This window comes from Rhodocyclus purpureus (assembly GCF_016653115.1).
Taxonomy (GTDB): Bacteria; Pseudomonadota; Gammaproteobacteria; order Burkholderiales; family Rhodocyclaceae; genus Rhodocyclus; species Rhodocyclus purpureus.
This window is the reverse complement of record NZ_NHRX01000047.1, coordinates 1-23,639: the sequence shown is the minus strand read 5'-3', so window position 1 is coordinate 23,639 and position 23,639 is coordinate 1. Positions and strand designations below refer to the sequence as shown.

19 protein-coding genes are annotated in these 23,639 nt (G+C 64.8%); 18 read left to right on the top strand and 1 reads right to left on the bottom strand.

What is annotated here, in order from left to right:
- Nucleotides 1–34 precede the first annotated feature (34 nt).
- From CCR84_RS09645 to CCR84_RS09560, 18 genes are all read left to right on the top strand, one after another.
- The gene (locus CCR84_RS09645) at nt 35–856 is read left to right on the top strand and encodes a type VI secretion system accessory protein TagJ (RefSeq protein WP_201211714.1); all 822 of its coding nucleotides are present in this window, start codon (nt 35–37) and stop codon (nt 854–856) included.
- Nucleotides 849–1,355, top strand: a complete 507-nt coding sequence (gene tssE / locus CCR84_RS09640; RefSeq protein WP_207186262.1) for a type VI secretion system baseplate subunit TssE — start codon at nt 849–851, stop codon at nt 1,353–1,355. Before CCR84_RS09645 ends, tssE begins: the two co-directional genes overlap by 8 nt.
- A 3-nt stretch (nt 1,356–1,358) precedes the next feature.
- Complete coding sequence (tssF, locus tag CCR84_RS09635) at nt 1,359–3,230, top strand: type VI secretion system baseplate subunit TssF (RefSeq protein ID WP_201211711.1); 1,872 nt, start codon at nt 1,359–1,361, stop codon at nt 3,228–3,230.
- A complete protein-coding gene (gene tssG, locus CCR84_RS09630; RefSeq protein ID WP_201211709.1) occupies nt 3,206–4,288 on the top strand; it encodes a type VI secretion system baseplate subunit TssG in 1,083 nt (360 codons plus the stop codon). The genes tssF and tssG overlap by 25 nt, the downstream gene beginning before the upstream one ends.
- A complete protein-coding gene (gene tssH / locus CCR84_RS09625; protein WP_201211707.1) occupies nt 4,281–7,121 on the top strand; it encodes a type VI secretion system ATPase TssH in 2,841 nt (946 codons plus the stop codon). The genes tssG and tssH overlap by 8 nt, the downstream gene beginning before the upstream one ends.
- Nucleotides 7,118–8,506 carry a tetratricopeptide repeat protein gene (locus CCR84_RS09620; RefSeq protein WP_201211705.1) on the top strand — a complete coding sequence of 463 codons (1,389 nt, stop codon included), beginning with the start codon at nt 7,118–7,120 and terminating at the stop codon, nt 8,504–8,506. Before tssH ends, CCR84_RS09620 begins: the two co-directional genes overlap by 4 nt.
- 70 nt (nt 8,507–8,576) lie before the next feature.
- On the top strand, nt 8,577–10,451 hold the full coding sequence (locus tag CCR84_RS09615) for a type VI secretion system tip protein TssI/VgrG (protein ID WP_201211703.1): 1,875 nt from the start codon (nt 8,577–8,579) through the stop codon (nt 10,449–10,451).
- A gap of 35 nt (nt 10,452–10,486) precedes the next feature.
- Entirely contained in the window at nt 10,487–11,083 is a 597-nt protein-coding gene (locus CCR84_RS09610; RefSeq protein ID WP_201211701.1) for a DUF6931 family protein, read from the top strand.
- 14 nt (nt 11,084–11,097) lie between these two features.
- On the top strand, nt 11,098–11,487 hold the full coding sequence (locus CCR84_RS09605; RefSeq protein WP_201211699.1) for a PAAR-like protein: 390 nt from the start codon (nt 11,098–11,100) through the stop codon (nt 11,485–11,487).
- Nucleotides 11,488–11,576: 89 nt separating this feature from the next.
- Entirely contained in the window at nt 11,577–13,790 is a 2,214-nt protein-coding gene (locus tag CCR84_RS09600) for a type VI secretion system Vgr family protein (RefSeq protein WP_201211697.1), read from the top strand.
- Between the two features lie 11 nt (nt 13,791–13,801).
- A complete protein-coding gene (locus CCR84_RS09595; RefSeq protein ID WP_201211695.1) occupies nt 13,802–14,347 on the top strand; it encodes a DUF6484 domain-containing protein in 546 nt (181 codons plus the stop codon).
- 42 nt (nt 14,348–14,389) lie between these two features.
- Nucleotides 14,390–15,490 carry a DUF2169 family type VI secretion system accessory protein gene (locus CCR84_RS09590; RefSeq protein WP_201211693.1) on the top strand — a complete coding sequence of 367 codons (1,101 nt, stop codon included), beginning with the start codon at nt 14,390–14,392 and terminating at the stop codon, nt 15,488–15,490.
- Between the two features lie 9 nt (nt 15,491–15,499).
- Nucleotides 15,500–16,525 carry a hypothetical protein gene (locus CCR84_RS09585; RefSeq protein ID WP_201211733.1) on the top strand — a complete coding sequence of 342 codons (1,026 nt, stop codon included), beginning with the start codon at nt 15,500–15,502 and terminating at the stop codon, nt 16,523–16,525.
- Nucleotides 16,522–17,610: a PAAR-like domain-containing protein gene (locus CCR84_RS09580; protein ID WP_201211691.1), complete on the top strand. Its 1,089-nt coding sequence runs from the start codon at nt 16,522–16,524 to the stop codon at nt 17,608–17,610. Before CCR84_RS09585 ends, CCR84_RS09580 begins: the two co-directional genes overlap by 4 nt.
- 116 nt (nt 17,611–17,726) lie before the next feature.
- Entirely contained in the window at nt 17,727–18,620 is an 894-nt protein-coding gene (locus CCR84_RS09575) for a hypothetical protein (RefSeq protein WP_201211689.1), read from the top strand.
- Between the two features lie 134 nt (nt 18,621–18,754).
- Nucleotides 18,755–19,987: a TIGR02270 family protein gene (locus tag CCR84_RS09570; RefSeq protein ID WP_338052593.1), complete on the top strand. Its 1,233-nt coding sequence runs from the start codon at nt 18,755–18,757 to the stop codon at nt 19,985–19,987.
- The gene (locus tag CCR84_RS09565; RefSeq protein WP_201211685.1) at nt 19,987–20,151 is read left to right on the top strand and encodes a hypothetical protein; all 165 of its coding nucleotides are present in this window, start codon (nt 19,987–19,989) and stop codon (nt 20,149–20,151) included. Before CCR84_RS09570 ends, CCR84_RS09565 begins: the two co-directional genes overlap by 1 nt.
- Before the next feature lie 75 nt (nt 20,152–20,226).
- Nucleotides 20,227–23,223, top strand: coding sequence for a caspase family protein (locus CCR84_RS09560; RefSeq protein ID WP_201211683.1), 2,997 nt, complete (start codon nt 20,227–20,229; stop codon nt 23,221–23,223).
- Nucleotides 23,224–23,373: 150 nt separating this feature from the next.
- Here CCR84_RS09560 and CCR84_RS09555 read toward each other — a convergent pair.
- The coding region (locus CCR84_RS09555) for an IS4 family transposase (RefSeq protein WP_274610798.1) at nt 23,374–23,639 on the bottom strand (266 nt) is incomplete at its 5' end.

Here is a 23,639-nt window from a genome sequence, read left to right as displayed (position 1 = left end):
AGCCGCCCTGCCATCATTCTGGCGGGGAAAAAACATGAATTTCGACGCCGAGGAAGCGCTGTGCACGGGGGACCCGCAGCGCGCGCTTGCCATCCTGCAGAGCGTGATCCGTGAGCAGCCCGGGGATGCCAAACTGCGCGTCTTCCTGTTCCAGTTGCTGTGCGTGCTCGGGCAGTGGGAGCGGGCTGCCGCTCAGCTCGAACTGTGCGCGCAGATGGATCCGGCGGCACTGCCGATGCGCGAGACCTACCACGACGCGATCGGCTGCGAGCGGCTGCGCGAAGACGTTTTCGCCGGCCTGCGCTCACCGCTGCTCTTCGGCGAGCCCGATGTCTGGGTTGCCCTGCTCGTCGAATCGCTGCTGCGCGCGGGCAGGGACGAGGCCACGGCAGCCGAACGCCTGCGCCAGGACGCGTTCGCGCAGGCGCCGATGAGCAGCGGCACGATCGACGGCGAAGCCTTCGACTGGATCGCCGACGCCGACATGCGCCTGGGGCCGGTCCTTGAAGCCGTCGTCAACGGCCGCTACTACTGGATTCCGTTCGCGCGGCTCGCGCGTATCGACGTCGAGGAGGCGACCGACCTGCGCGATGCGGTATGGGTGCCCGCGCATCTCGTCTTCAGCAACGGCGGGGAAACGCTGGCGCTGATTCCGACACGCTATCCGGGATCGCAGTCCTCGTCCGACGGGCTGCTCGCGCTGGCGCGCAAGACCGCTTGGGACGAAGTCACGCCAGGCGTCTTTCATGGCAGCGGACAGCGCGTCCTGGCGACCGACAGGGGCGAATATCCCCTGCTCGACGTCCGCCACATCGTCCTGGCCGCGAACCCTGGCGTTGGCGAGCGCCATGGCTGAACTTGCGGCCAGGGATCGTCTGCAACCGGCGCTGCTCGATCGCCTGACCGACGACGAACCGGACAGGAAGCTCGAGCCACGCGAGGCGCGCATCGTCTCGCGCCAGCGCCTGAAGCAGGCGGTGTTGCGCGATCTCGCCTGGCTGCTCAACGCGACGCGCCTCGTCGACGTCAAGGACTGGGATGCGCTGCCGCATGCGCAGAAGTCGGTCATCAACTTCGGCATGCCCGCGCTGTCGGGCGAACTGGCCTCGTCGCTCGACATCGGCGAACTCGAGCGTGCCATTCGCCGCGCGATCACCGATTTCGAAACGCGCATCGATGCTTCGAGCCTGCGCGTCGAGGCCGTCGATTCGGAGCTCGCGCTCGACCATCACAACCAGATTCAGGTGCGCATCTTCGGCAGGCTGTGGGCGCAACCCGCGCCGATCGAACTGATGCTGCGCACCGTCGTCGATCTCGAGAGCGGGCAGGTCGAGATCGACGACCTCGGACGCTGAAGCATGGACCCGCGGCTGCTGCGTTACTACAACCAGGAACTGCAGCACGTGCGCGAGATGGGCGCCGAGTTTGCGCGCCAGTTTCCGAAGATCGCGGCGCGCCTCGGGATCGACGGGATCGAGGTGTCCGACCCCTACGTCGAGCGCCTGCTCGAAGGCTTCGCGTTCCTCACCGCCCGCGTCCAGCTCAAGCTCGACGCCGAGTTTCCGCGCTTCACCGAGCGCCTGCTGCAGATCGTCCATCCGCAGTTCCTCGCACCGACGCCGTCGATGCTGATCGCGCAGTTCCGCCCGGACATGAACGACGGCAACCTGGCGCAGGGCTTCTGCATTCCACGTGGCAGCAGCCTGCACGGCCTGCTCGGTAAGGGCGAGGCGACAGCCTGCGAGTTCCGTACCGCGCACGAGGTGCGCCTCTCGCCGCTGGAAGTCGTCGCCGCGAGCTATTTCTCGTATGCGCCCGACCTGCCGCTGCCGCCGGAGGGCGCGCGCATCCGCGGCGGACTGCGCCTGCGGCTCAGAGCCGGCGCCGGCCTCAATATTGCCGACCTCAGGCTCGAACGCCTGAGCATCCATTTCGGCGGCAGCGACGAGACGGCGCTGAAGCTGCATGAACTCGCGCTCGGCGCCTGCACCGGCATGCTCGTCCTGCCGGTGCAGCGACCCGCCCCCTGGCATCAGTTCCTTGCCCCCGGGGACGTCCGCCCGATCGGCTTTGGCGACGACGAGGCGCTGCTGCCGGTGAGCCTGCGCGGTTTCCAGGGCTATCGCCTGCTGCACGAGTACTTCGCCTTCCCGCAACGCTTCTGTTTCGTCGAGTTGCACGGGCTGGCGTCGCCGGCGGCGCGCTGCGCCGGCAGCGAGATCGAGATCGTGCTGCTCTTTTCGCGTGGCGACGCTGCGCTGGAAAGTGTCGTCAGCGCGGCCAACGTGCAGCTCTTCTGCACGCCGGCGATCAACCTCTTCAGCAGACGCGCCGACCGGATCCAGGTCGGCGAAGGCAGCCATGAATACCACGTCGTCGTCGACCGGACGCGGCCGATGGATTTCGAGATTCACGACATCGAGTCGGTGACGGGCTACGGCGCGGGCGGCGTCGAGGGTCAGCGCGAGTTCCTTCCCCTGTACGCGGCCTTCCACTGCGAGTCGTCTGCGCACCCTGCCTACTACACCCTGCAACGCGAGCCGCGCCTGCTCAGCGCCGGGCAGCAGCGTCACGGCACGCGCTCGAGCTACGTCGGCAGTGAGGTGTTCATTGCGCTGGTCGATCCGGAGGATGCGCCTTACTCCGCCGAACTGCGCCAATTGTCGGTGAATGTGCTGTGCACGAATCGCGACCTGCCGCTGCAGATGCCGGTCGGCGTCGGCAAGACCGACCTCGTCCTCGACGCCGCGGCGCCGCTCAGTGCCGTGCGCGTGCTCAAGGGGCCTTCGCGGCCGATCTCCTCGCTGCGCGAGGGCAGCATGGCCTGGCAGTGCATCAACCATCTGTCGCTGAACTACCTGTCGCTGCTCAACGAGGATGCGGGCAAGGGCGCCGCCGCGCTGCGCGAGATGCTCTCGCTCTACGTACCGGGCAGCGAGCATGCGAGCTTGCGACAGATCGAGGGCGTGAAGTCGGTCAGGGTGCGTCCCTTGGTGCGCCGTTTTCCGCTGCCGGGCCCGGTCACCTTCGGGCGCGGGCTCGAGGTCGAGCTCGAAGTCGACGAGATGGCGTTCCAGGGCGCCAGCCCCTTTCTGTTCGGGGCGGTGATGGAGCGCTTCTTCAGCCGCTACGTGTCGGTCAATTCCTTCACCGAGACCGTGCTGCGTTCGGGCGGTCGCGGTGAAATCATGCGCTGGGTGCCACGATGCGGGAACCGGCAGATCATCTAGGCTTCCTGCGCGAGCTCGAGGAGAAGCCGTATCGACACGACTTCTACGCGAGCCTGCGCCGCATCGAGTGCCTGTTCCCGGAGCGACCGCGTCTCGGCGAGGCGCTGCGTCCGGGCGACGAAGCCCTGCGCCTGGCACAGGAAGCCGCGCTGAGTTTCGCACCGGCGGCGATCGCCGCCTTCGAGCCGGCCAGTGGCGAGCGTCCCGCGCGCCTCGTGCAACGCATTTTCGGACTGCTCGGTCCGAACGGCCCCTTGCCGCTGCACCTCACCGAATACGTGCGCGAGCGTCTGCTGCACCATGGCGACGCGAGCCTGTCGCGCTTCCTCGACCTCTTCCACCATCGCCTGCTCGAACTCTTCTACCGTTCCTGGGCGCAGGCGCAGCCGACGGTCAGCCTCGACCGGCCGGGACAGGACCGCTTTTCCATGCGGGTCGGCGCACTGATCGGCATCGGCAACGAAACCCTGCGTGGCCGCGATGCGGCCGGCGATTTCGTCAAGCTCTTCCACTGCGGCCTGCTCGCGCCGCAGGTGCGCAACGCCGATGGTCTCACGGCGCTGCTCACCGCCTACTTCCGCCTGCCGGTGCAGGTCGAGCAGTTCGTCGGCCACTGGCTCGGCCTGCCCGCGTCGGAGCGGACGCGACTGGGCGCCGTGGGTCCCGGCGCGCAGCTCGGCGTCGGCGTCGTCCTCGGTGCCCGCGTCTGGGACCGGCAGCACCGCTTCCGCCTGCAGCTGGGGCCGCTGAGCCTGGCGCAGTACGAGGCCTTCCTTCCGGGCGGGAGCGCCCTGCCGCGGCTCGTTGCCTTGGTGCGCCAGTATCTCTGCTGCGAACTCGACTGGGATGCACGCCTCGTCCTCAAGCAGGCCGAAGTTCCGCGGCTGCGCCTGGGGGGCAGCGAGCGGCTCGGCTGGACTTCGTGGCTCGGCCAGCGCCGGCGTCCGCTCGATGCCGGGGACCTCACCCTGCCTGCCGAGCAGGTACTGGCGCGGCGCCTTCATCAGCCTCCCTCCGCGCGCGCGGACGGGCACAACAAGGAGCGCAAAGATGAGTGAGATAAGCCGTGTCGCCTTGTTCGGCAAGCTGAACCGGGTTGCCTACAAGGCAGTCGAGGGAGCGACCGTGTTCTGCAAGCTGCGCGGCAATCCCTACGTCGAGCTGGAGCACTGGGTGATGCAGATCGTGCAGACGCAGGACTCGGACTGGCATCGCATCATCCGCCACTATCAGCTCGACGTTGCGGTGCTGGCCAGCGACATCACCGCCGCGCTCGACCGCCTGCCGCGCGGGGCGAGCTCGATCAGCGACCTCTCCGATAACGTCAGCAACGCGGTCGAGCGCGGCTGGGTCTATGGCTCGCTGCTCTACGGCGACAGCTCGGTGCGTACCGGCTACCTGCTGCTCGGCATGCTGAAGACCAGCTACCTGCGCAACGCGCTGTACGCGATCTCGCGCCAGTTCGAGCGGGTCAAGCCCGACGACCTGTCCGACTCGCTGCTGCAGATCGTCGCCGGATCGCCCGAGGACGGCGCCGCGGCCGGGGCAGCGGCCGAGCCGGGCGAAGCCAGCGGCGCGATGACGCCGGCGCAACTGGGTAGGCAGGAGGCGCTGCAGAGGTTCTCGATCGACCTGACCGAGCGGGCGCGCAAGGGCGAGATCGACCCCGTGCGCGGCCGCGACGAGGAGATCCGCCAGATCATCGACATCCTGATGCGGCGCCGGCAGAACAACCCGATCATCACCGGCGAGGCCGGGGTCGGCAAGACGGCGGTGGTCGAGGGCTTCGCGCTGCGCATCGTGCGTGGCGACGTGCCGCCGCTGCTCAGGTCGGTCAAGCTGCTGACCCTCGACGTCGGCCTGCTGCAGGCCGGCGCCAGCATGAAGGGCGAGTTCGAGCAGCGCCTGCGCCAGGTCATCGACGAGGTGCAGGCGAGCCCGAAGCCGATCATCCTGTTCATCGACGAGATCCATACCCTGGTCGGTGCGGGTGGCGCCGCCGGCACCGGTGACGCCGCCAACCTGCTGAAACCGGCGCTGGCGCGCGGCAACCTGCGCACCATCGGCGCGACGACTTGGGCCGAATACAAGAAGTACATCGAGAAGGACCCCGCGCTGACGCGCCGCTTCCAGATGATCCAGGTGCTGGAACCGGACGAGGCGAAGGCGACCTTGATGCTGCGCGGCGTCGCCAGCGTCCTCGAGAAGCACCACCGCGTGCAGTTGCTCGACGAGGCGATGGAAGCGGCGGTGAAGCTTTCGCATCGCTACATTCCGGCGCGGCAGCTGCCCGACAAGGCGGTGAGCCTGCTCGACACCGCCTGTGCGCGGGTCGCGGTCAGCCAGCATGCGACGCCACCCGAGGTCGAGGACTGCCAGCGGCGCATCGAGGCGCTCGACACCGAGATCGAGATCATCGCGCGCGAGCAGCTGGTCGGCATCGAGGTCGGCAACCGCGGCAGCGAGGCGGAGGCGAGACGCGCTGCCGAACGCGAGCGGCTTGGCCTTCTCGAGGCGCGCTGGCAGGAAGAGAAGGGACTGGTCGACGAGGTGCTCGAATTGCGCGCGAAGCTGCGCGCCGCCGCCAGCGTGGCCGGGCAGGCGGGGGAGGGCGAGCCAGCCGGCGGCGATGATGCGACAGCTGTGGCGCCGGTCGCGGAGGCTGTCGGCGAAGCCGTCACGCCGGCAGGCACCGGGACCGGCACGGCGGCGCCCGCAGCTCCGGGTGGCGTGGCGGCGCCTGCTGCCGCCGAGGAGGTCACGACCGCGCAGGAAACGCGGGCGGAGCTGCTCGCCCGCCTGCAGGTCCTGCAGGAGCAACTGCGCACGCTGCAGGGAGCGACCCCCCTGATCATGCCGACCGTCGATGCGCAGACGGTGGCCAGCGTGGTCGCCGACTGGACCGGCATCCCGGTCGGGCGCATGGTCAAGAACGAGATCGATGCGGTGCTGCATCTCGCCGACAGCCTCGAACAGCGGATCATCGGCCAGCGCCATGCACTGGAGATGATCGCCCGGCGCATCCAGACTTCGCGCGCGCGTCTCGACAATCCGAACAAGCCGATCGGCGTGTTCATGCTCGCCGGCAGTTCCGGGGTGGGCAAGACCGAGACCGCGCTGGCGCTGGCCGAAGCGCTCTACGGCGGCGAGCAGAACGTCATCACCATCAACATGAGCGAGTTCCAGGAGCCTCATACAGTGTCGACGCTGAAGGGCGCACCTCCGGGTTACGTCGGCTACGGCGAAGGCGGCGTGCTGACCGAGGCGGTGCGCCGCCGCCCGTACTCGGTGGTCCTGCTCGACGAGATGGAGAAGGCGCACAAGGACGTGCATGAACTCTTCTTCCAGGTGTTCGACAAGGGCTGGATGGAGGATGGCGAGGGGCGCGTGATCAACTTCAAGAACACGCTGATCCTGATCACCACCAACGTCGGCACCGAGCTGATCATGAACCTGTGCCAGGACCCGGATCTGATGCCGAGCCCGGAAGCAATCGCCCATGCGCTGCGCGATCCACTGCTCAAGGTCTTTCCGCCGGCCTTGCTCGGTCGCCTCGTGGTCATCCCCTACTTCCCGCTCAACGACAAGATCATCGCCGCGATCGCCCGCCTGCAGCTGAAGCGCATCGCGCGGCGCATCGACGACAACTACCGGCTGCCCTTCGGCTACGGGGAGGACGTGATCAAGCTGATCGTCAGCCGCTGCACCGAGGTCGAGAGCGGGGCGCGCGTCATCGACACCATCCTCACCAACACCATGTTGCCGCGCATCAGCCAGGAGTTCCTGCAGCGCATGCTCGCGGGCAAGCCGATCGACGGCGTCTGGGTCGATGTCGACAACGACGATTTCCGCTATCGCTTCGACCAGCCCGCCGCTGGAGGTGCCGCATGAACCCGGTCGCCACTGACACGCAGCGTGCGTCCCGGCAAATGCCGCTGCCGGAGACGGCCGAGGGCGAGGTCCTGCTCGCGCACGCCGAGGTCATGCAGCACGCGCAAGACGCGCATCGCAAGGGCCTCCTCGATCTCGCCGAGGGCCTCTACCATGCGCTGCTCGCGGCACGACCCGACGACGTCGATGCCCTGCATTTCCTCGGTGTTCTCAGGCACCAGCGCCGTGACAGCGTGGCAGCGGTAGACCTGATCCGGCGGGCACTCGAACTGGCGCCTGCCGAACCGGGGATCTGGAACAACCTCGGCAACGTCCTGCTCGAGAGCCGGCGCGTCGACGAGGCAATCGAAGCCTACGCCCGTTGCCTCGCACTGGTCCCCGGCTTTGCCGAGGCGCACAACAACATCGGCACCATTCACCGCAACCGCGGCGAATGGGAAGCGGCCGAAGCCGCCTACCGGCGCGCGCTCGAACTACAGCCGGAGCGCGCCGACACCTGGCACAACCTCGCCAACCTGATGCTGGCGCAGCGCCGGTTGCGCGAAGCCGTGAGCTACGGCTGCCGGGCGGTGACGCTCAAGCCCGACCACGCCCCGTCGCGCAAGCTGCTCGGCCTCGCCCACGCGACGCTCGGCGAGTTCGACAAGGCGGCGGCGGTCTACCGCGAGTGGCTGGCCGAGGAGCCCGACAACCCGGTCGCGCGGCATCACCTGGCCGCCTGCACCGGCGAGTCGGTTCCCGGGCGGGCGGCCGACAGTTACGTCGAGAAGACCTTCGACGAGTTCGCGCAAAGCTTCGACGCCAAGCTCGAACAACTGCAGTACCGCGCGCCCGATCTCATCGGCAGTGCCCTGGCTGCCGCTTGCGCTGCCGCCGCCGGCAGGCTCGACATCCTCGACGCCGGTTGCGGCACCGGCCTGTGCGGACCGATCGTGCGTGCGCATGCGCGCGAGCTGACCGGCGTCGATCTGTCGGCCGGCATGTTGCAGCGTGCGCAACTGCGCGGCGTCTACGATCGGCTGCACAAGGCCGAGCTGACGCATTACCTGTCGGCGCATGAAGAGCGCTGGGACGTCGTCCTCTCTGCCGACACGCTCTGTTACTTCGGCGACCTCGAGGGCGTGTTCTTCGCTGCCCTCGGCGCACTGCGGGCGGGCGGCTGGCTGCTGTTCACCGTCGAGGCGCTCACGGAGGCGAGCGAGGACCCTTTCCGCCTGCAGGCGAATGGCCGCTACGTGCATGCGTGCGATTACGTCCTGAGGGCGCTGGCCGGCGCCGGCTTCGAGGAGGCCACGATTGCCAGCGAGGTCTTGCGCAAGGAATGCGGCGAGCCAGTCGCCGGCTGGGTGGTCGTTGCACGCAAGCCGGCCGGCAGCAGGCACTGATGTCCGGGATTCTGGCCATGCGTGCTGTCCTGGCGGAATCTTCTCTGCGTCAGATGAAAGGGGGCTCAGCGTGGAACGCGTAATCGAGATCACGACCCCGCTCGGCAAGGGCGTGCTGCTGTTCCACTCACTCAGCGCCCGTGAAGAGCTGGGACGGCTGTTCGAATTCCGGATCGATGTGCTCAGCGAAAGGGGCGACATCGATCCGGACAAGCTGCTCGGCCGGAACGTCACCGTCAGCCTCCAGTTGCTCGACGGGGCTATCCGCCATTTCGACGCCTGCGTCACGCGCTTCGCCTGTGTCGGCATCGACGGCGCCCACCTGCGCTACCGGATCACCGGCCGCCCCTGGTTGTGGTTCCTCACGCGCAGCGCCGACTGTCGCATCTTCCAGAACAAGTCGGTACCTGACATCCTCAAGGAAGTCTTTTCCCGCTATGGCTGCGCCGTGTTCGCGCTCGACCGGCTGACCGGTAGCTACCTGCCGCGCGAATACTGCGTCCAGTATCGCGAGACGGATTTCAACTTCGTCAGTCGTTTGATGGAGGAGGAGGGAATCCACTACTGGTTTGCCCATGGCGAAGGCAGGCATACGCTGGTCCTCGCCGACTCGCCGGGCGCACACGATTCCTTCCCCGGTCACGAAGAGATTCCCTTCGTTCCCGAGGACACTGCGCTGTGGGCCGAGCGGGAGTGCATCTCGCAGTGGGGATTCTCGTGGGAAGTCCAGCCTGGGGCCTACGCACTCGACGACTTCGACTTCGAGAAGCCGGGTGTCGAGCTGCTGCAGCAGACGCAGCACGCGCGCCCGTGGGCCGAGTCGGCGCACGCCATCTACGACTATCCGGGCGAGTACCGGAGCAAGCGCGAGGGGGAGAACAGCGTCCGCATCCGCCTCGAAGAACTGCAGGCGCAGGTGCGGCTGATCGAGGGCGGCGGCAACGCGCGCGGCGTCGCCGTCGGCCACATCTTCAGGCTCTCCGGCCATCGCCGCGAGGACCAGAACCGCAAGTACCTGATCAGCGCCAGCCATATCGAGGCAGCCGCGAACGCGTACGCGTCGGCTCCAGGACAGGGCGCAAGCTACCACTGCCGCTTCAACTGCATCGCCAGCGATGTGCCTTTCCGCACCCCGCGCAACACCCCCAAACCCGTCGTGCATGGCCTGCAGACGGCGATCGTCGTCGGTCCTGCCGGCGAGGAAATCCACACTGACAAGTACGGACGCGTGAAGGTGCATTTCCACTGGGACCGCCAGGGCAGGTCGGACGAAAACGATTCGTGCTGGATCCGTGTCGCTTATCCGTGGGCGGGCAAGAACTTCGGCATGATGAGCACGCCCCGCATCGGCCACGAAGTGCTGGTCGAATTCCTCGAAGGCGACCCCGATCGCCCGCTCATCACGGGGTCCGTCTACAACGCCGAACAGATGCCGCCGTGGGATCTGCCCGGCAGGAAGACGCAGAGCGGGATCCGCAGCCACAGCACGAGGGAAGGCGCACCCGCCAACTTCAACGAGATCCGCTTCGAGGATGAGAAGGGAAAAGAAGAAGTCTATGTGCACGCCGAGCAGGACATGAACGTCGTCGTCGAGAACAGCGCGACGCTGAAGGTCGGCTTCGACAAGAAGGCCCCTGGCAGCCAGACCATAGACATCTACCAGGACCGCACGACGACGCTGGCCGAGGGCAACGACCATTTGCAGATCAGGAAGGGCAACCAGTCGACCAGGATCGACGCCGGCAGCAGTACGACCGAGGCCATGCAGGCGATCGAGCTCAAGGTCGGACAGAGCAGCATCAGGATCGACCCGCAGGGCGTCACGATCAAGGGACTGGTGGTGAAGATCGAAGGCACGCTCACTGCCGACCTCAAGTCGGCGATGACCAGCATCGACGGCAGCGGCATGGTCAAGCTCAAGGGCGGGATCGTGACGATCAACTGACGATCAACTGACGATCGCTGCGGACGAGGATGGCGATGATGAGACAGAATGAACTGACGAAGGTCACGGCCGAGCTGGCTGCGGTGATCTGTGCCGACATCGAACTCGGCGAAGAGGCGCGTGCACTGCTGATCCCCGCAATGACGCCGGCGGCGTTCCTGCAGCGCTTGATCGAGAAGCAGCTCTTCGTCGATGCGATCAAGTTCATCGCGCGCGCATTGCCCAAGCGCGAAGCCAGCTGGTGGGCCTGCCTGTGCGCGCACAGCGTGCTCGCCGTGAAGCCGGACCCGAAGGCGTCCAGGGCGCTGGAGCTGGCCGGGAAGTGGGTGTACCAGCCGAGCGAGGAAAACCGGCGCCTGACCTACCAGGCGGCTGAGGCGACCGGGTTCGCGCATCCGGCGAGTTGGGCAGCGATGGCCGCTTACTGGAGCGGTGGGAGTCTGGCGCCTGCCGAGGCCCCTCCGGTTCCGCCTGCGGACAAGCTCACCGCGCAGGCCGTTGCCGGGGCGGTCATGCTCGCGGCGGTGCACGGCGAGCCGGAAAAGGCCGCAGAGAAATACAGGCGGTTTCTCGAGCAGGGCATCGACATCGCCTGTGGTGGCAATGGGCGCGTGCAGGACGCGTCGGCCTAGGAGGGGCGGGATCCATGGCCATGCACGTGTGTACGGGCGCCATCCTGCAATGCAGCTGCGGTGCTGCGCCGAGTCCATTGCAGGTGCCTCCCGCGAACAGGATGCTCAGCGGCAATGTGCCGGCGGCGAACATCATGGACCACAAGCCCTTGCTCAACATCCTGCCGTTCGCCGTGTGCACCAGTCCGGCCAACCCGGCGGTTGCCGCGGCAACCGCGGCTGCGCTCGGCGTGCTGACGCCGATGCCTTGCCTGCCGGCGACCGCGACCCCCTGGTTTCCCGGCGTGCCGAACGTCCTGCTCGGCAGCATGCCGGCGCTGGATGACCGCTCGAAGCTCGCCTGCAACTGGGGAGGGGTGATCTCGGTGCTCTACCCGGGGCAGGCCCGGGAAATGATGGCGTGACCCGTCAAGCGTGATTTCCGGCGGCGGGGCTGGTATTCCGATGGCAAAAAGACTATTGATATAGCATGGATCGGAGGAAAGGGCTTTCCATGCAACGCCTGACGGAAATCAGCACACCGCTCGGCAAGGACATCCTGCTGTTCCATTCGCTCAGCGCCCGCGAAGAACTCGGGCGCCTGTTCGAATACCGCATCAGCGTGTTGAGCATGCGCAACGACGTCGATCCCGGCAAGCTGCTCGGGAAGAACGTGACGGTCAAGCTGGCGCTGGCCGATGGTGCGATCCGTCATTTCGATTGCTGCGTGACGCGCTTCGCCTTCGTCGGCATGCTCGGGGCTTACCTGCGCTACGAGATCGTCGGCTACCCCTGGCTGTGGTTCCTGACGCGCAGTGCCGACTGCCGCATCTTCCAGAACAAGAAGGTCCCCGACATCATTCAGGACATCTTCGCCAAGTACGCCAACGCCGTCTTCAAGCTCGACAAGCTGACCGGTACGTATCGCACTTGGGAGTATTGCGTGCAGTACCGGGAGAGCGACTTCAACTTCGTCAGCCGGCTGCTGGAGCAGGAGGGCATTTACTACTATTTCACGCACGAGGACGGCAAGCACACGCTGGTGCTCGCCGACTCGCCTGGGGTGCATGACCCGTTCCCCGGCTATGACGAAATCCCCTTCATCCATGGCGAGCGCGTGCAGCGTGTCGAGCAGGAGCATCTCTGGGACTGGGGTTTTTCCTGGGAGGTGCAGCCCGGCGCCTACGTGATCGACGACTTCGACTTCAAGAAACCGGCGGTCGAGTTGTTGCAGCAGACCGAGCAGGAGCGCAGCTTCGCCGAGTCGGGGCACGAGATATACGACTATCCGGGCGAGTACGAGGCGGCGGCCGACGGCGACAACTACGTGCGCATCCGTCTTGAGGAGTTGCAGGCACAGGTGCAATCCGTGCAGGGAACCGGCAACGCTCGCGGCATCGCGGTCGGCAGTGTCTTCCGCCTCAGCGGCCAGCCGCGCGAGGACCAGAACCGCAGCTACCTGGTGACCGCCGCGAGCTTCAACTGCACTTCAAACCTTTACCAGACGACGCCGGAGGCGAGCGAGAACTTCACTGTGAGTTTCACCTGCATCAACAGCGACGCCCAGTTCCGCACCTCACGCATCACCCCGAAGCCGATCGTCCAGGGACTGCAGACCGCGATCGTCGTCGGCCCGGCCGGCGACGAGATCTATACGGACCAGTACGGCCGCGTGAAGCTTCACTTCCACTGGGACCGGCACGGCAAGGACGACGAGAACGCCTCGTGCTGGATCCGCGTTGCCCATCCTTGGGCGGGAAAGAACTTCGGCATGGTCGCGGTGCCGCGCATCGGCCAGGAAGTGCTGGTCGAATTCCTCGAAGGCGACCCCGACCGCCCACTGATCTCGGGGCGTGTATACAACGCCGACCAGATGCCGCCCTGGGCGCTTCCCGCCAACAAGACGCAGACTGGCGCGCTCACCCGTTCGTCGCTCGGCGGCAGCGCGGCCAACGCCAACGCGATTCGCTTCGAGGACAAGAAGGGCAGCGAGCAGTTGTGGATCCACGCCGAGAAGAACCAGGACATCGAGGTCGAAAACGACGAGACGCACTGGGTCGGCCACGATCGCAGCAAGACGATCGACCACGACGAGACGACAGAGGTCAAGCACGACCGCACCGAGACGGTCGACAACGACGAAACGATCACGATCCACAACTGCCGCAGCGAGCGCGTCGATGTGAACGAAAAGATATCGATCGGCGCCAACCGCAACGAGGACGTCGGCGTGAACGAAACGATCGCCATCGGCGCCAACCGCAGCATCAGCGTCGGCGCCAATGAAACCGCGACGGTGGCACTGCAGCGAACACACAGCGTCGGCGTGAACGAGACGATCGCGGTCGGCGCGGCGCAGGAAATCGCGATCGGCGCCTATCAGACGGTGAACGTCGGTGCGAATCAGGACGTCAATGTCGGCGCGGCGCGTTCGGTGAATACCGGCGCCAACCTCAGTACCACGGTCGGCGCGGACGAATCGCGCAGCGTGACCGGTGCTCGCAGCACCGACATCGGCAAGGACGATGCGCTGAAGGTCGGCAAGAACTTGGTCATCGACGCCGGCGATTCGGTCACGATCAAGACCGGTAGCGCCAGCATCAGCATGAAGAAGGACGGCACCATCGTCATCAAGGGCAAGGACATCACGGTCGACGGCTCGGGCAAGATCAACGTCAAGGCCAGCGGCAACATCGTGATGAAGGGTTCGAAAATCCTGCAGAACTAGCGGAGCCGGAAATGAGCGGAAGAGACGCGATCGAAAAGGGCGCGGCGGCGAGCGTGCAGGAGGAGGGCGCTGATCTGTTGCGTCCGCTTCTCCACTCGGCGCCGCCGGATGCAGGCGAGACGCCCGCGCGCATCGCCGGGGTGCTGATCGGCGAATTGCTGGCCCTCGCCGACGAAGGCCGCACGCCGCTGGTCATCTATCCGGGGCAGCCAGGAACCGCAGCACTTGCTGCGCGCAGCGTCGTCGACCTGCATGGCGCGCATATCGGCAAGTCGATGCTGCTGATGTTCGAAGGCGGCGACCCGTCGCGTCCGATCGTTATCGGCGTCCTGCGCGAAGGCGAGGGCTGGCCGCTTCCCGAGCGCCCCGGACAGGTCGAGGTCGATGTCGACGGCGAACGCATGCTGGTCAGTGCCAAGGAACAGCTCGTTTTGCGCTGCGGCAAGGCCAGCGTGACGCTGACCAAAGCCGGTAAGGTGCTGATCCAGGGCTCCTACGTGTCGAGCCGTTCGACCGGGGTCAATCGGATCAAGGGCGGCAGCGTCCAGCTCAACTGAGCAGGCGACGCGAGACAACTTCTGGCCGGATGGGCGGAACTCATGGAACTGATCAACGCCACACGCATGGTCGCCGCTTACACGATGGGCGTCGAGCCCTCCGGCCGTGAATCGCTGGTGGTCGTCGTCAAGGGGACCTTCCGCCTGCCGAAGGACGGCGAAGACGTACGTCTGCATGAGAAACAAGTGCCGCTGGTGATGGCCGACACCTTTACCGGCGAGCCCGGTTTCTCGGCGCCGCAATACGAGGTCGACTTTGCACCGAAGAAGCCTCGCTGCGACGTGATCCTGCTCGGCAGCGCCCACGCTCCGGATGGCCGCCCGTGTACGCGGGTATCGGTCGCCATGCGCGTCGGCAGCATTACGAAAACCTTCGCGGTGGTCGGCGACCGGCACTGGAACGCGAGTGCAGTGGGAATCCGCGCGAGCCAGCCCGAGCCGTTCCTGATCAAGCCGATTTCCTACGACGTGGCCTTCGGCGGTGTCGACAATGAACATGAGGATTTCGCCAAACACGGTGCTTACATGCGCAATCCGGTCGGACGTGGGTACCGCCTCCAACTGAAGAGAGAGTGGGTCGATGGCAGGCCCTTGCCGAACACCGAAGAGCTGGAGCGACCGGTCGAACGTCCGGACGGCGACTATGCGCCAATGGCCTTCGGTCCGCTCGGTCGCAACTGGGAACCGCGCTACCGCTATACGGGCACCTATGATCAGGACTGGCTGGACAGCATCTTTCCCTTCCTGCCGCCCGACTTCGACGAGCGCTACTACCAGTCGGCGCCGATCGACCAGCAACTGACCATCCCCATCGGCGGTCCGGAAGTGTCGATGCTCAATCTGACGGTCGACGGCGTGCGCAGCTTCAGGCTGCCGGATTTCGTTGCACCCGTCGTCGTCTTCCCGAAGAAGGGCGAGCGCGAGGACTACCACGCGGCCCTCGACACCATCGTCTTCGAGCCCGACCGCGAGCGCTTCACCATGAGCTGGCGCCTCCGCCGGCCGCTGAAGAAGAACATGTTCGAGATCGCCCAGGTGCTGGTCGGCAGGAAAGGTCCGGAATGGTGGCAGCAGCGCGAGGAAATTGCCTTCCCGATCCCGGTGGTCATGGTGCCCATGGCAGCACCCGCCGAAGAATCCTAGGTGGCCACCATGACCGCAGCACCGATCGCCATCCTCAGTACCGGTCTCGTCACCTCGGTCGGACTCAGCGCACCGGCGACCTGCGCCGCGATTCGCGCCAAGATCAGCAACCCGAGCGAAACACGCTTCATGGGCAGCGACGGTGAGTGGATCATGGCGCATCAGGTGCAACTGGAAAAACCTTGGCGTGGCCTCGCCAAGCTCGCGCGCATGGCGGCGATGGCGATCGAAGAATGCCTCGCCGAAGTGTCACGCGAAAAGTGGCCGGAAATTCCGTTGCTGCTGTGCGTCGCCGAGCGCGAGCGACCAGGGAGATTCCAGGGCTTGGACGAACAGCTCTTTTTCGAAATCGAGCGATTGCTAGAAATCAAGTTCTCACCAGATTCCATCGTCGTTCCCCTCGGAAGCGTGAGCACAGCCGTCGCGCTGATGCAGGCGCGCAAGCTCATCCACGAGCGGAACATTCCGCGGGTGCTGATCGCGGCGACCGACACCTTGCTGACGTGGCCGACGCTGAGCTACTACGAGCAGAACGATCGCCTGCTGAACGAGAACAACTCAAACGGCTTCATGCCCGGCGAAGGCGCCGGCGCCTTGCTGGTAGGAAAAACTGACGGCCAGCCGCAGTTGCTGTGCACGGGAATCGGCTTCGGAGTTGAAAAGGCGCACATCAACTCCACCGAGCCGCTGCGAGCCGACGGACTGACCGATGCTATTAGGGCTGCACTCCATGACGCGGCTGTGCAGATGCACGACCTGGACTACCGCATCACCGACCTTTCTGGCGAGCAGTACTATTTCAAGGAAGCAGCACTCGCGCTTGGGCGGATTCTGCGACAGCGCAAGGAAGAATTCGACATCTGGCATCCGGCCGAATGCACAGGGGAGGGAGGAGCAGTTGCCGGCTCAACTCTGCTCGCACTGGCCGATGCAGCCTGCAGGAAAGGCTATACAGCTGGGCCCAACATCCTCGCTCACATGACCAACGATGTCGGCCAGCGCGCTGCGTTGGTGCTGAAGTTCGGAAGCGCATGATGGGCAATCAGGTCTACGCCAACAACATGGAGATTTCGTGCAAGGCCGCCGCCGGGAAGTCCATTTGCGCTTTTCCCGATGTATGCATGACGCCACCACAAACTCCGGCAACTCCGCCGGGCGTTCCGATTCCTTATCCGAATACTGGCATGGCCTCCGATACGACTGATGGATCGAGTAGCGTCAAGATATCCGGGCAGGAGGTGATGCTCAAGAACAAATCATATTTCAAGAAAAGTGCGGGCGACGAGGCGGGATGTGCACCGAAAAAAGGCGTCGTGACCAGCAAGAACATGGGGAAGGTATTTTTCAATTCATGGTCGATGGACGTGAAAGTTGAAGGTGAAAACGTCGTCCGCCACATGGATCTCACCACTCACAATCACGCATCTCAGCCACCGGAAACCCCGCCATGGATGCACGTGGACGAGATGGCAATGGCGGTTCAGGAGGCTTGTGCCGATGAAATAGACCAAGCTGAAACAGCTTGCGCTGGGAAGACGCCGGAAGCTTGTGGCCCCGATTGTACCAAGGCTCAAAAGTGCCTGTTAGTACCCAAGGACAAGGACAAAGAGCGTTGCTGTGCTCCTGCGCGTACAGGGCACCATTTGATAGAGGATCATTGGCTGGCGGACAATCAGGCTTTTCCCACCTATCAGCCGGTTCCCGGCACACGAAGGCCATATAGCGCCGCGCCGACCGTATGTGTCGAAGGGGGGCGCTTCGACATGGAGCATGGTGAGATGCATGCTGCGCAAGGACTGATCGAGGAGTCCTATATGACTGGTGGTGTAAATTCTGAAAAACCGTGGGACTACGGAGCAGGCAAGTCAGCGGCGATGACAGCTCATGACATGGTTTTTGGCGATTGCGGGTGCTCAAAGCAGTGCATGGAAGCACAACTGGACAGCTTTTACGGTGACGACAGTTCTCGCCCCTTGAAACCCCCTAGTACGCAAAGCCTACCGACTGACTCGTCTGCGAATATCGATAAGGGCCGCCTGACGCGTCCTGATGCAGCGAAAAATATTTCGGCATATTTATCTCCACCCTCCATAGGTACTCCAGTTCTTGGTGGTGCTTGACCTATTAAGCTCTTCGCAAAAAGTCCTTCCGTAGGTGGGTAGGAGGTTTAGCAAGGAAATCAGCGTTTTTGTTACGGAATAACTTAACGAGGAGAGCTTACAGAAGGACTTCTCTGATGAATCCAGACCTTCGGCTAATGAACATTTCACCCATCGATGCCCGCACCTTCTACCTTCGGGCCACGTCGCGTGCATACAATGAGGCGGGTGCCGATCTCACTATCATGTTGCGTAGCGTTGACGGCCAGTGGGGGCAATACAACATTGATGCTCCTGTAGTCAGCCATTGTGCTTTCGAGGCGGATGGCCGCAATGTGTTCAGCTTGACACCATTTGGCATCCTGCACGTGGCCCGATCCAGCGGGTTCTTCTGGGAGAAACTCGATGCAGACACCGAAACCTCGCCCAACCGCTTACGACACATGCGCGCGCTGGTTCGGGCTGGGCAGGATGTGATTGCGGTGGGTATGGCGCGAATGGCCTATCGGCGCCTGAGCAATGGCAGGTGGGAGAGGATCGACCAGTCCATGCGTAGTAGGACTCCGAACTGTGGACTGCTGGCGGTCGACGGTTGCGACGAAAGTCACATAGTTGCGGTTGGTTTTGGCGGTGAAGCGTGGCGTTTTGATGGCAAGGTTTGGTCGCAATTGGCGATACCTACTAACGTCAAGCTGGAGCAGGTTCGTGTGGTGGCTCCTGGGAAGATGGCCGTTTGTGGCGTTGGGGGCGCGATGTTCACCGGTCAAGAGGACGCATGGACGCCTCTTGCACTGACTTCATCCAGGCTTACGCTGTGGGGGCTGGCCTATTTCGAAGGGCGATTCTACGCTGCGGACAGTTCTCAAATCTACGTGCAGGATGGCGATAAACTGCAGCCGGTAAAATTGCCATTCAGTCACCAGGTAACTACTGGGCGACTTCAGGCATGCGATGGGCGATTGTGGTCCGTTGGCGAGAGCGACCTGCTGGTATATGACGGATCTCAATGGGCGACAGTTCCTTGTCCTTAACGCAAATATCGTGGACCGTTAATGTCACAGACGGGCCATGATTTTTGTTGCTGAACTGACAAGCTCACGCAGTCGACAGTTGAATAAGGCCAACGATCAAGATGCCAAATTCTGTACGGGAAATCCTGCCGAGCGTGGTCAATCAGCATGTCGTCGACGCAGTTGGCTTGCGCTGTGCGCGGACGAGCCTCACCACCTCGACGCACGTCAACTTGGTCCGTCTGGGGCGTACTGACGAGAGAATCGCTGCCAACCTTGACGGTGTTGCCGTTGCCGGTGCGTTCGGTTCGCAGATTGCTCAGGCCGCGCTTGAGTCGCCGGGCAGGGGCGAAATTTTTCTGACGACGGTTCGTGCGCTCGACGAGCGGAAGGCGGATGGCGTCTACAAACTTTTCGCGGTGGCTGTGGCACTGCCGCAAGCGATGAGCGGCGTGCTTTCGGCCTTCGGCTGGGTGTCGGCGGCGAGTCTCAAGGGAATCGTCGGTGAGCTACTGTCCAGCCCCGATCCGTTTCGTCAGCGCATCGGCATTGCCGCCTGTTCGCTGCATCGGGTTGACCCCGGGCCGTTGTTGTCGAGAGCGATCGCAGATCCGGATGTGGCTTTGCGGGCGCGCGCCTTGCGCTGTGCCGGCGAAGTGGGGCGGCTGGATCTGTTGCCCGATTTGGCGCTCGCGCTCAAGGACGAAGACGCCGAGTGCCGCTTCCGCGCAGCCCAGTCTGCCGTCCTGCTCGGTGACCGGAGCGATGCGCTCGCCATGCTCGGAAGGATTGCGTCGCAGCCGGGGCCATTCCGCATTCAGGCGCAGGCGCTGGCCTTGTTTGCTCACGAAGCCATGCATGAGCACGAACTCATCGTGCAACTCGCGCGCCAACACGAGGACGTGCACAGCCTGATCCGGGCGGTCGGCTTTGCCGGCGATGCAAGGCGTATCCCCTGGCTGATCGGCCTGATGGCCGACGACAAGCTTGCGCGCATTGCCGGCGAGTCGTTCAGTTTCATCACCGGTGCCGACCTCGCCTGCCTCGACCTCGAACGTAAGCCGCCGGAAAACTTCGAATCCGGCCCCAACGACAATCCCGAAGACGAGGATGTGGCGATGGACGAGGACGACGGCCTGCCCTGGCCCGACCAGGCGAAGGTGCAGGCGTGGTGGTCGGCGAATTCGCAGCGATTCCCGCCCGGCGCGCGCCATTTCGTCGGCGCGCCGCCGTCGTGGGCGCACTGCATCGAGGTGTTGAAGACCGGCTACCAGCGCCAGCGTTTCGCCGCCGCGCAGCATCTCTGCCTGTTGCGGCCCGGAACGCCGCTCTTCAACTGCGCAGCGCCGGCCTGGCGTCAGCAGCGGCTGCTGGCGAGGATGAGCTGATGTTCGCGCCCGCGAATCTCTTTCCCGTCATTGCGCTGATCTTCGTGCTGGCGGCGGCCTGGCGCCGGTTGAGATCGGGGGCGACCGACGGCGCCGTCCGCACCTGGTTGCTGATGGCCTTGATTTTCGGGCTGGTTTCCCTATGGCTCAACTACTTTCGCTGACGACCGAGATTAGCCGCGGCGCCGTACTCGAAGGCGGAGAAATACATGGCTGCGACTGAAGAAAGACGATTCGGGATGGGCCGCCAGTTCTGGATCGCGATCGCTTTCTCCCTGCTGCTCGGCTGGCTGCCGCTGCTGCACGCCGAGCCCCCCAGCGCCCCCCTGCTGCGCATCGAGACGGGCTCTCATCTCGCGCTGATCACCCGTGTCAGCAGCGACCGGGCGGGGCGCTGGCTGCTGACTTCGTCCGAGGACAAGACTGCCCGTCTGTGGGACGCGGCCAGCGGCGACTTGATCTCCGTGCTACGCCCGCCGATCGGCGTCGGCAGCCTGGGCGCGCTCTATGCGTCGGCGCTTTCGCCTGACGGCAAGCTGGCGGCGCTGGGCGGCAACTCCGGCTTTACCCCCAACAGCCATTCTCTCTACCTGTTCGACCGGGCCTCCGGCCGCCTGCCGGCGAAGAGCACCGTGTCGGGACTCGAAGCCCCGATTACGCAACTGGCCTGGTCGAGGGACAGCACCCTGATTGCGGTAGGGCTGCGTCAGGAGGGCTTGCGCGTGTTCACGCGGACGCTCGACTTTGTCGGCAGCGACCCGGAATACAACGAGGCGGTCTACGGTGCCGATTTTGCCGCCGATGGTCGGCTCGTCACCGCGAGTCCGGATGGCGGCCTGCGTCTCTATGCGACTGCCGATGGCAGACTGAGGCGCATCGCGCGCCAGCGGATGCCGGGAAAGCCTTATGCGGTGGCCTTCTCGCCGGATGGGTCGATGATCGCGGTGGGCTATCAGAACCTCGCTCGCGTCGATGTGCTTTCGGGCTCGGACCTTGACCTCCTTCATTCGGCGACGGTGGCGGGTAATGGCAACCTCGGGCGGGTCGTCTGGGCGCGGGACGGCAGGGTCTTGTTCGCCGGCGGTACGGCGAGATCGCACGATCGTTTCACGCTCTATGCGATTCCCGGCGCCGGTCGCGGTTCGCCGAGGGAAATCGGGGCTTTCGCCAACATCATCGTGGCGCTCGCCCCGCTACGTGACGGTGTCGCGGCGGTCACCGCCGAGCCTTCCTGGGCGAGTTTTGATGCGGTCGGCCATCCGCTGCTCAAAGTCACGGCGCAAGGCGCCGATTTCCGTGATACCGGGAAGGACTTCAAGCTTTCCGCCGACGGGCTGAGCGTCGCCTTCCCGATGGCACGCGGAAAAGGTGGGCCGTTGCTCTTCGACGGCGCTCGCGGCGAATTGCGGGCTGACTCACGCGCCGAGTTGCCGCCGCATTCGTCGACCGCGAAACTCTCTGCGCCACGACTGCCCGAGGAGGCCCATCTCCCCTTGAGCGACTGGCGAAATTCGACGAATCCGAAATTTGGTGCACTCGCCTTGCCCTTGGCCCCCGGCGACGTCTCGCACAGCGTCGCCGTGAGCGCCGATCGGAGCCGATTCGTGCTGGGAAGCGAATGGTTCCTGCGCGCCTTCGACCGGCACGGGTCCGCCCTCTGGGAGCAACGGACACCGGGCGCCGTTTGGGCGGTCAATGTGAGCGACGACGGTCGTTGGGCAGTCGCCGCGCTCGGCGATGGCACCATCCGCTGGTTCCGCATGGAGGACGGGCGCGAAGAAATGGCCCTGTTCGTGCACGCCGACCGCAAGCGCTGGATTCTGTGGACACCGGCGGGTTATTACGACACCTCGCCCGGCGGCGAGGATCTGATCGGCTGGCACCTGAACCGGGGATACAACCAGGCTGCCGACTTCTTTTCCGTCGGCCGCTTCCGTGATCGCTTCTACCGGCCGGACATCCTGCGCCATACGCTGCGGATCGGCGACGAAGTCGAGGCCATCAGCCTGGCGCAGTCCGAGCGGGGCGAGCCGCTCGCCACCGCCGCGGGGCGTGCGGCGGCCCGATCGAGCCCGCCGCCAAGGCCGGGTGTGGTGAGTGGGCAGGGAGGCGGTGCAGCCGTGGCGAAGATCCTGCCACCGGTCATCGAGTTGCAATCCGACGGCCTCGTCGAGACGACCGAGCGCAGCGTGCCGGTCCGTTTCCGCCTGCGCAGTCCGGCGGATGCGCCCGTCACTGAAGTCAAGGTTCGCGTCAACGACAAGCTTGAGCAGACGCTCTCCGAAAATGCGCTGCGTGGAATACGTGGCGAGAGTCACGAAATCCAGGTCAGCGTTCCGCCCGGCGACGGCGAAATCCGCCTTTATGCCGCCAACAGGAACGCTAAATCGGAAGCGGCGGTCGTTCGCGTGCGTCGTTCTGCCGTGCCGGGAAAGTTGCCGAGCGTCCGCTACGAGAAGCTCTATTCGCTGATCGTCGGCATCAGCCAGTATCCCGGTGACTGGGCCCTCGAGCTTTCCGACAAGGACGCCCGGGATTTTCACCAGCACATGGCAGGCCAGGCCGGCAAGCTTTACGGACAGTCGATTTCTCGGCTGCTGCTCAACCAGGACGCGACCCGCGGCAAGATCCTCGAAGGTCTGGCCTGGCTGCGCAAGAGCGTCGGCGAAAAGGATGCGGGAATGCTCTTCCTCGCCGGGCATGGCGATACGGTGGGTGGCGCCTACTATTTCATCCCCGGCGATCCGGGGGCGCTGCCAGCACATGCCGGTGTCGGCGGCAGTCAGGAATTCGAGGACTGGAAGGCGAAGAACGCAGCGCAAAGATGGGTGTCGGGCGATGAGATCGCGCGCACGCTGCTCGGCCTCAAGGGGAGGGCGGCGTTCTTCATCGACACCTGCCATTCCGGGATCACTGCCCGGCCCGGGCAGTCGACCAACCCCGATCTCACACGCGCGCTCAACGAGATCAACGAAGAGCGTGGCGTCATCGTTTTTGCCTCCTCGGCGGGAAGAGAGTTGTCGCAGGAGTCGAGGGAATGGGGGAACGGCGCTTTTACCAAGGCGATCATCGAGGGCATCAGGGGCAAGGCCGACCTCAGGAACGACGGGCTGATCCGGCCCACGCTGCTACAGGCTTATGTCACCGACCGGGTCAGGGAATTGACCGACAACAAGCAACGCCCGGTTATGTTCAACGTCGGTATCGACGACCCGATCGCTGTCCGATCACCCTGACGGCCCCGGCGACTTCCATCTTCCCGGATGATTTCGTGTTTCACGAATTTGTTCCACGGTTCACCTCTGCGCAAGGAATGGCCATGTTCGCAAAACAGACGATGCTTCGATCCTCGGTCACGGCGCTTGCCGCATAGCGTTACACATAACTCATATCACATGCAGCGCACGCATATGCTCGACGCCCTGAACGAAATCCCTGATGCGCTGGAAGCCCAGCCAGAGGGTTTTCACGCCGGGTTCGCCGTCGCCCTTCCTGCCGAGGAAGCCTCCGAGCATGGCGATTTGGCGGATCACCTCGCGGATCGTGGGTGGCGTCTTGGGGACCGGCTTCTTGGCGAGGATGTAAGCGCCCTTCCACTCTTCGTCGGTGAAGAGCGAGGTCGCTTCGAGCTCCGGATGCGTTCGCCCGAGGC

What these genes read in the sequence shown, in the direction of transcription:
- CCR84_RS09645 (WP_201211714.1), top strand. Translation starts at nt 35, where the DNA reads ATGAATTTCGACGCCGAGGAAGCGCTGTGCACGGGGGACCCGCAGCGC.
- tssE (WP_207186262.1), top strand. Translation starts at nt 849, where the DNA reads ATGGCTGAACTTGCGGCCAGGGATCGTCTGCAACCGGCGCTGCTCGAT.
- tssF (WP_201211711.1), top strand. Translation starts at nt 1,359, where the DNA reads ATGGACCCGCGGCTGCTGCGTTACTACAACCAGGAACTGCAGCACGTG.
- tssG (WP_201211709.1), top strand. Translation starts at nt 3,206, where the DNA reads ATGCGGGAACCGGCAGATCATCTAGGCTTCCTGCGCGAGCTCGAGGAG.
- tssH (WP_201211707.1), top strand. Translation starts at nt 4,281, where the DNA reads ATGAGTGAGATAAGCCGTGTCGCCTTGTTCGGCAAGCTGAACCGGGTT.
- CCR84_RS09620 (WP_201211705.1), top strand. Translation starts at nt 7,118, where the DNA reads ATGAACCCGGTCGCCACTGACACGCAGCGTGCGTCCCGGCAAATGCCG.
- CCR84_RS09610 (WP_201211701.1), top strand. Translation starts at nt 10,487, where the DNA reads ATGATGAGACAGAATGAACTGACGAAGGTCACGGCCGAGCTGGCTGCG.
- CCR84_RS09605 (WP_201211699.1), top strand. Translation starts at nt 11,098, where the DNA reads ATGGCCATGCACGTGTGTACGGGCGCCATCCTGCAATGCAGCTGCGGT.
- CCR84_RS09600 (WP_201211697.1), top strand. Translation starts at nt 11,577, where the DNA reads ATGCAACGCCTGACGGAAATCAGCACACCGCTCGGCAAGGACATCCTG.
- CCR84_RS09595 (WP_201211695.1), top strand. Translation starts at nt 13,802, where the DNA reads ATGAGCGGAAGAGACGCGATCGAAAAGGGCGCGGCGGCGAGCGTGCAG.
- CCR84_RS09590 (WP_201211693.1), top strand. Translation starts at nt 14,390, where the DNA reads ATGGAACTGATCAACGCCACACGCATGGTCGCCGCTTACACGATGGGC.
- CCR84_RS09585 (WP_201211733.1), top strand. Translation starts at nt 15,500, where the DNA reads ATGACCGCAGCACCGATCGCCATCCTCAGTACCGGTCTCGTCACCTCG.
- CCR84_RS09580 (WP_201211691.1), top strand. Translation starts at nt 16,522, where the DNA reads ATGATGGGCAATCAGGTCTACGCCAACAACATGGAGATTTCGTGCAAG.
- CCR84_RS09575 (WP_201211689.1), top strand. Translation starts at nt 17,727, where the DNA reads ATGAATCCAGACCTTCGGCTAATGAACATTTCACCCATCGATGCCCGC.
- CCR84_RS09565 (WP_201211685.1), top strand. Translation starts at nt 19,987, where the DNA reads ATGTTCGCGCCCGCGAATCTCTTTCCCGTCATTGCGCTGATCTTCGTG.
- CCR84_RS09560 (WP_201211683.1), top strand. Translation starts at nt 20,227, where the DNA reads ATGGGCCGCCAGTTCTGGATCGCGATCGCTTTCTCCCTGCTGCTCGGC.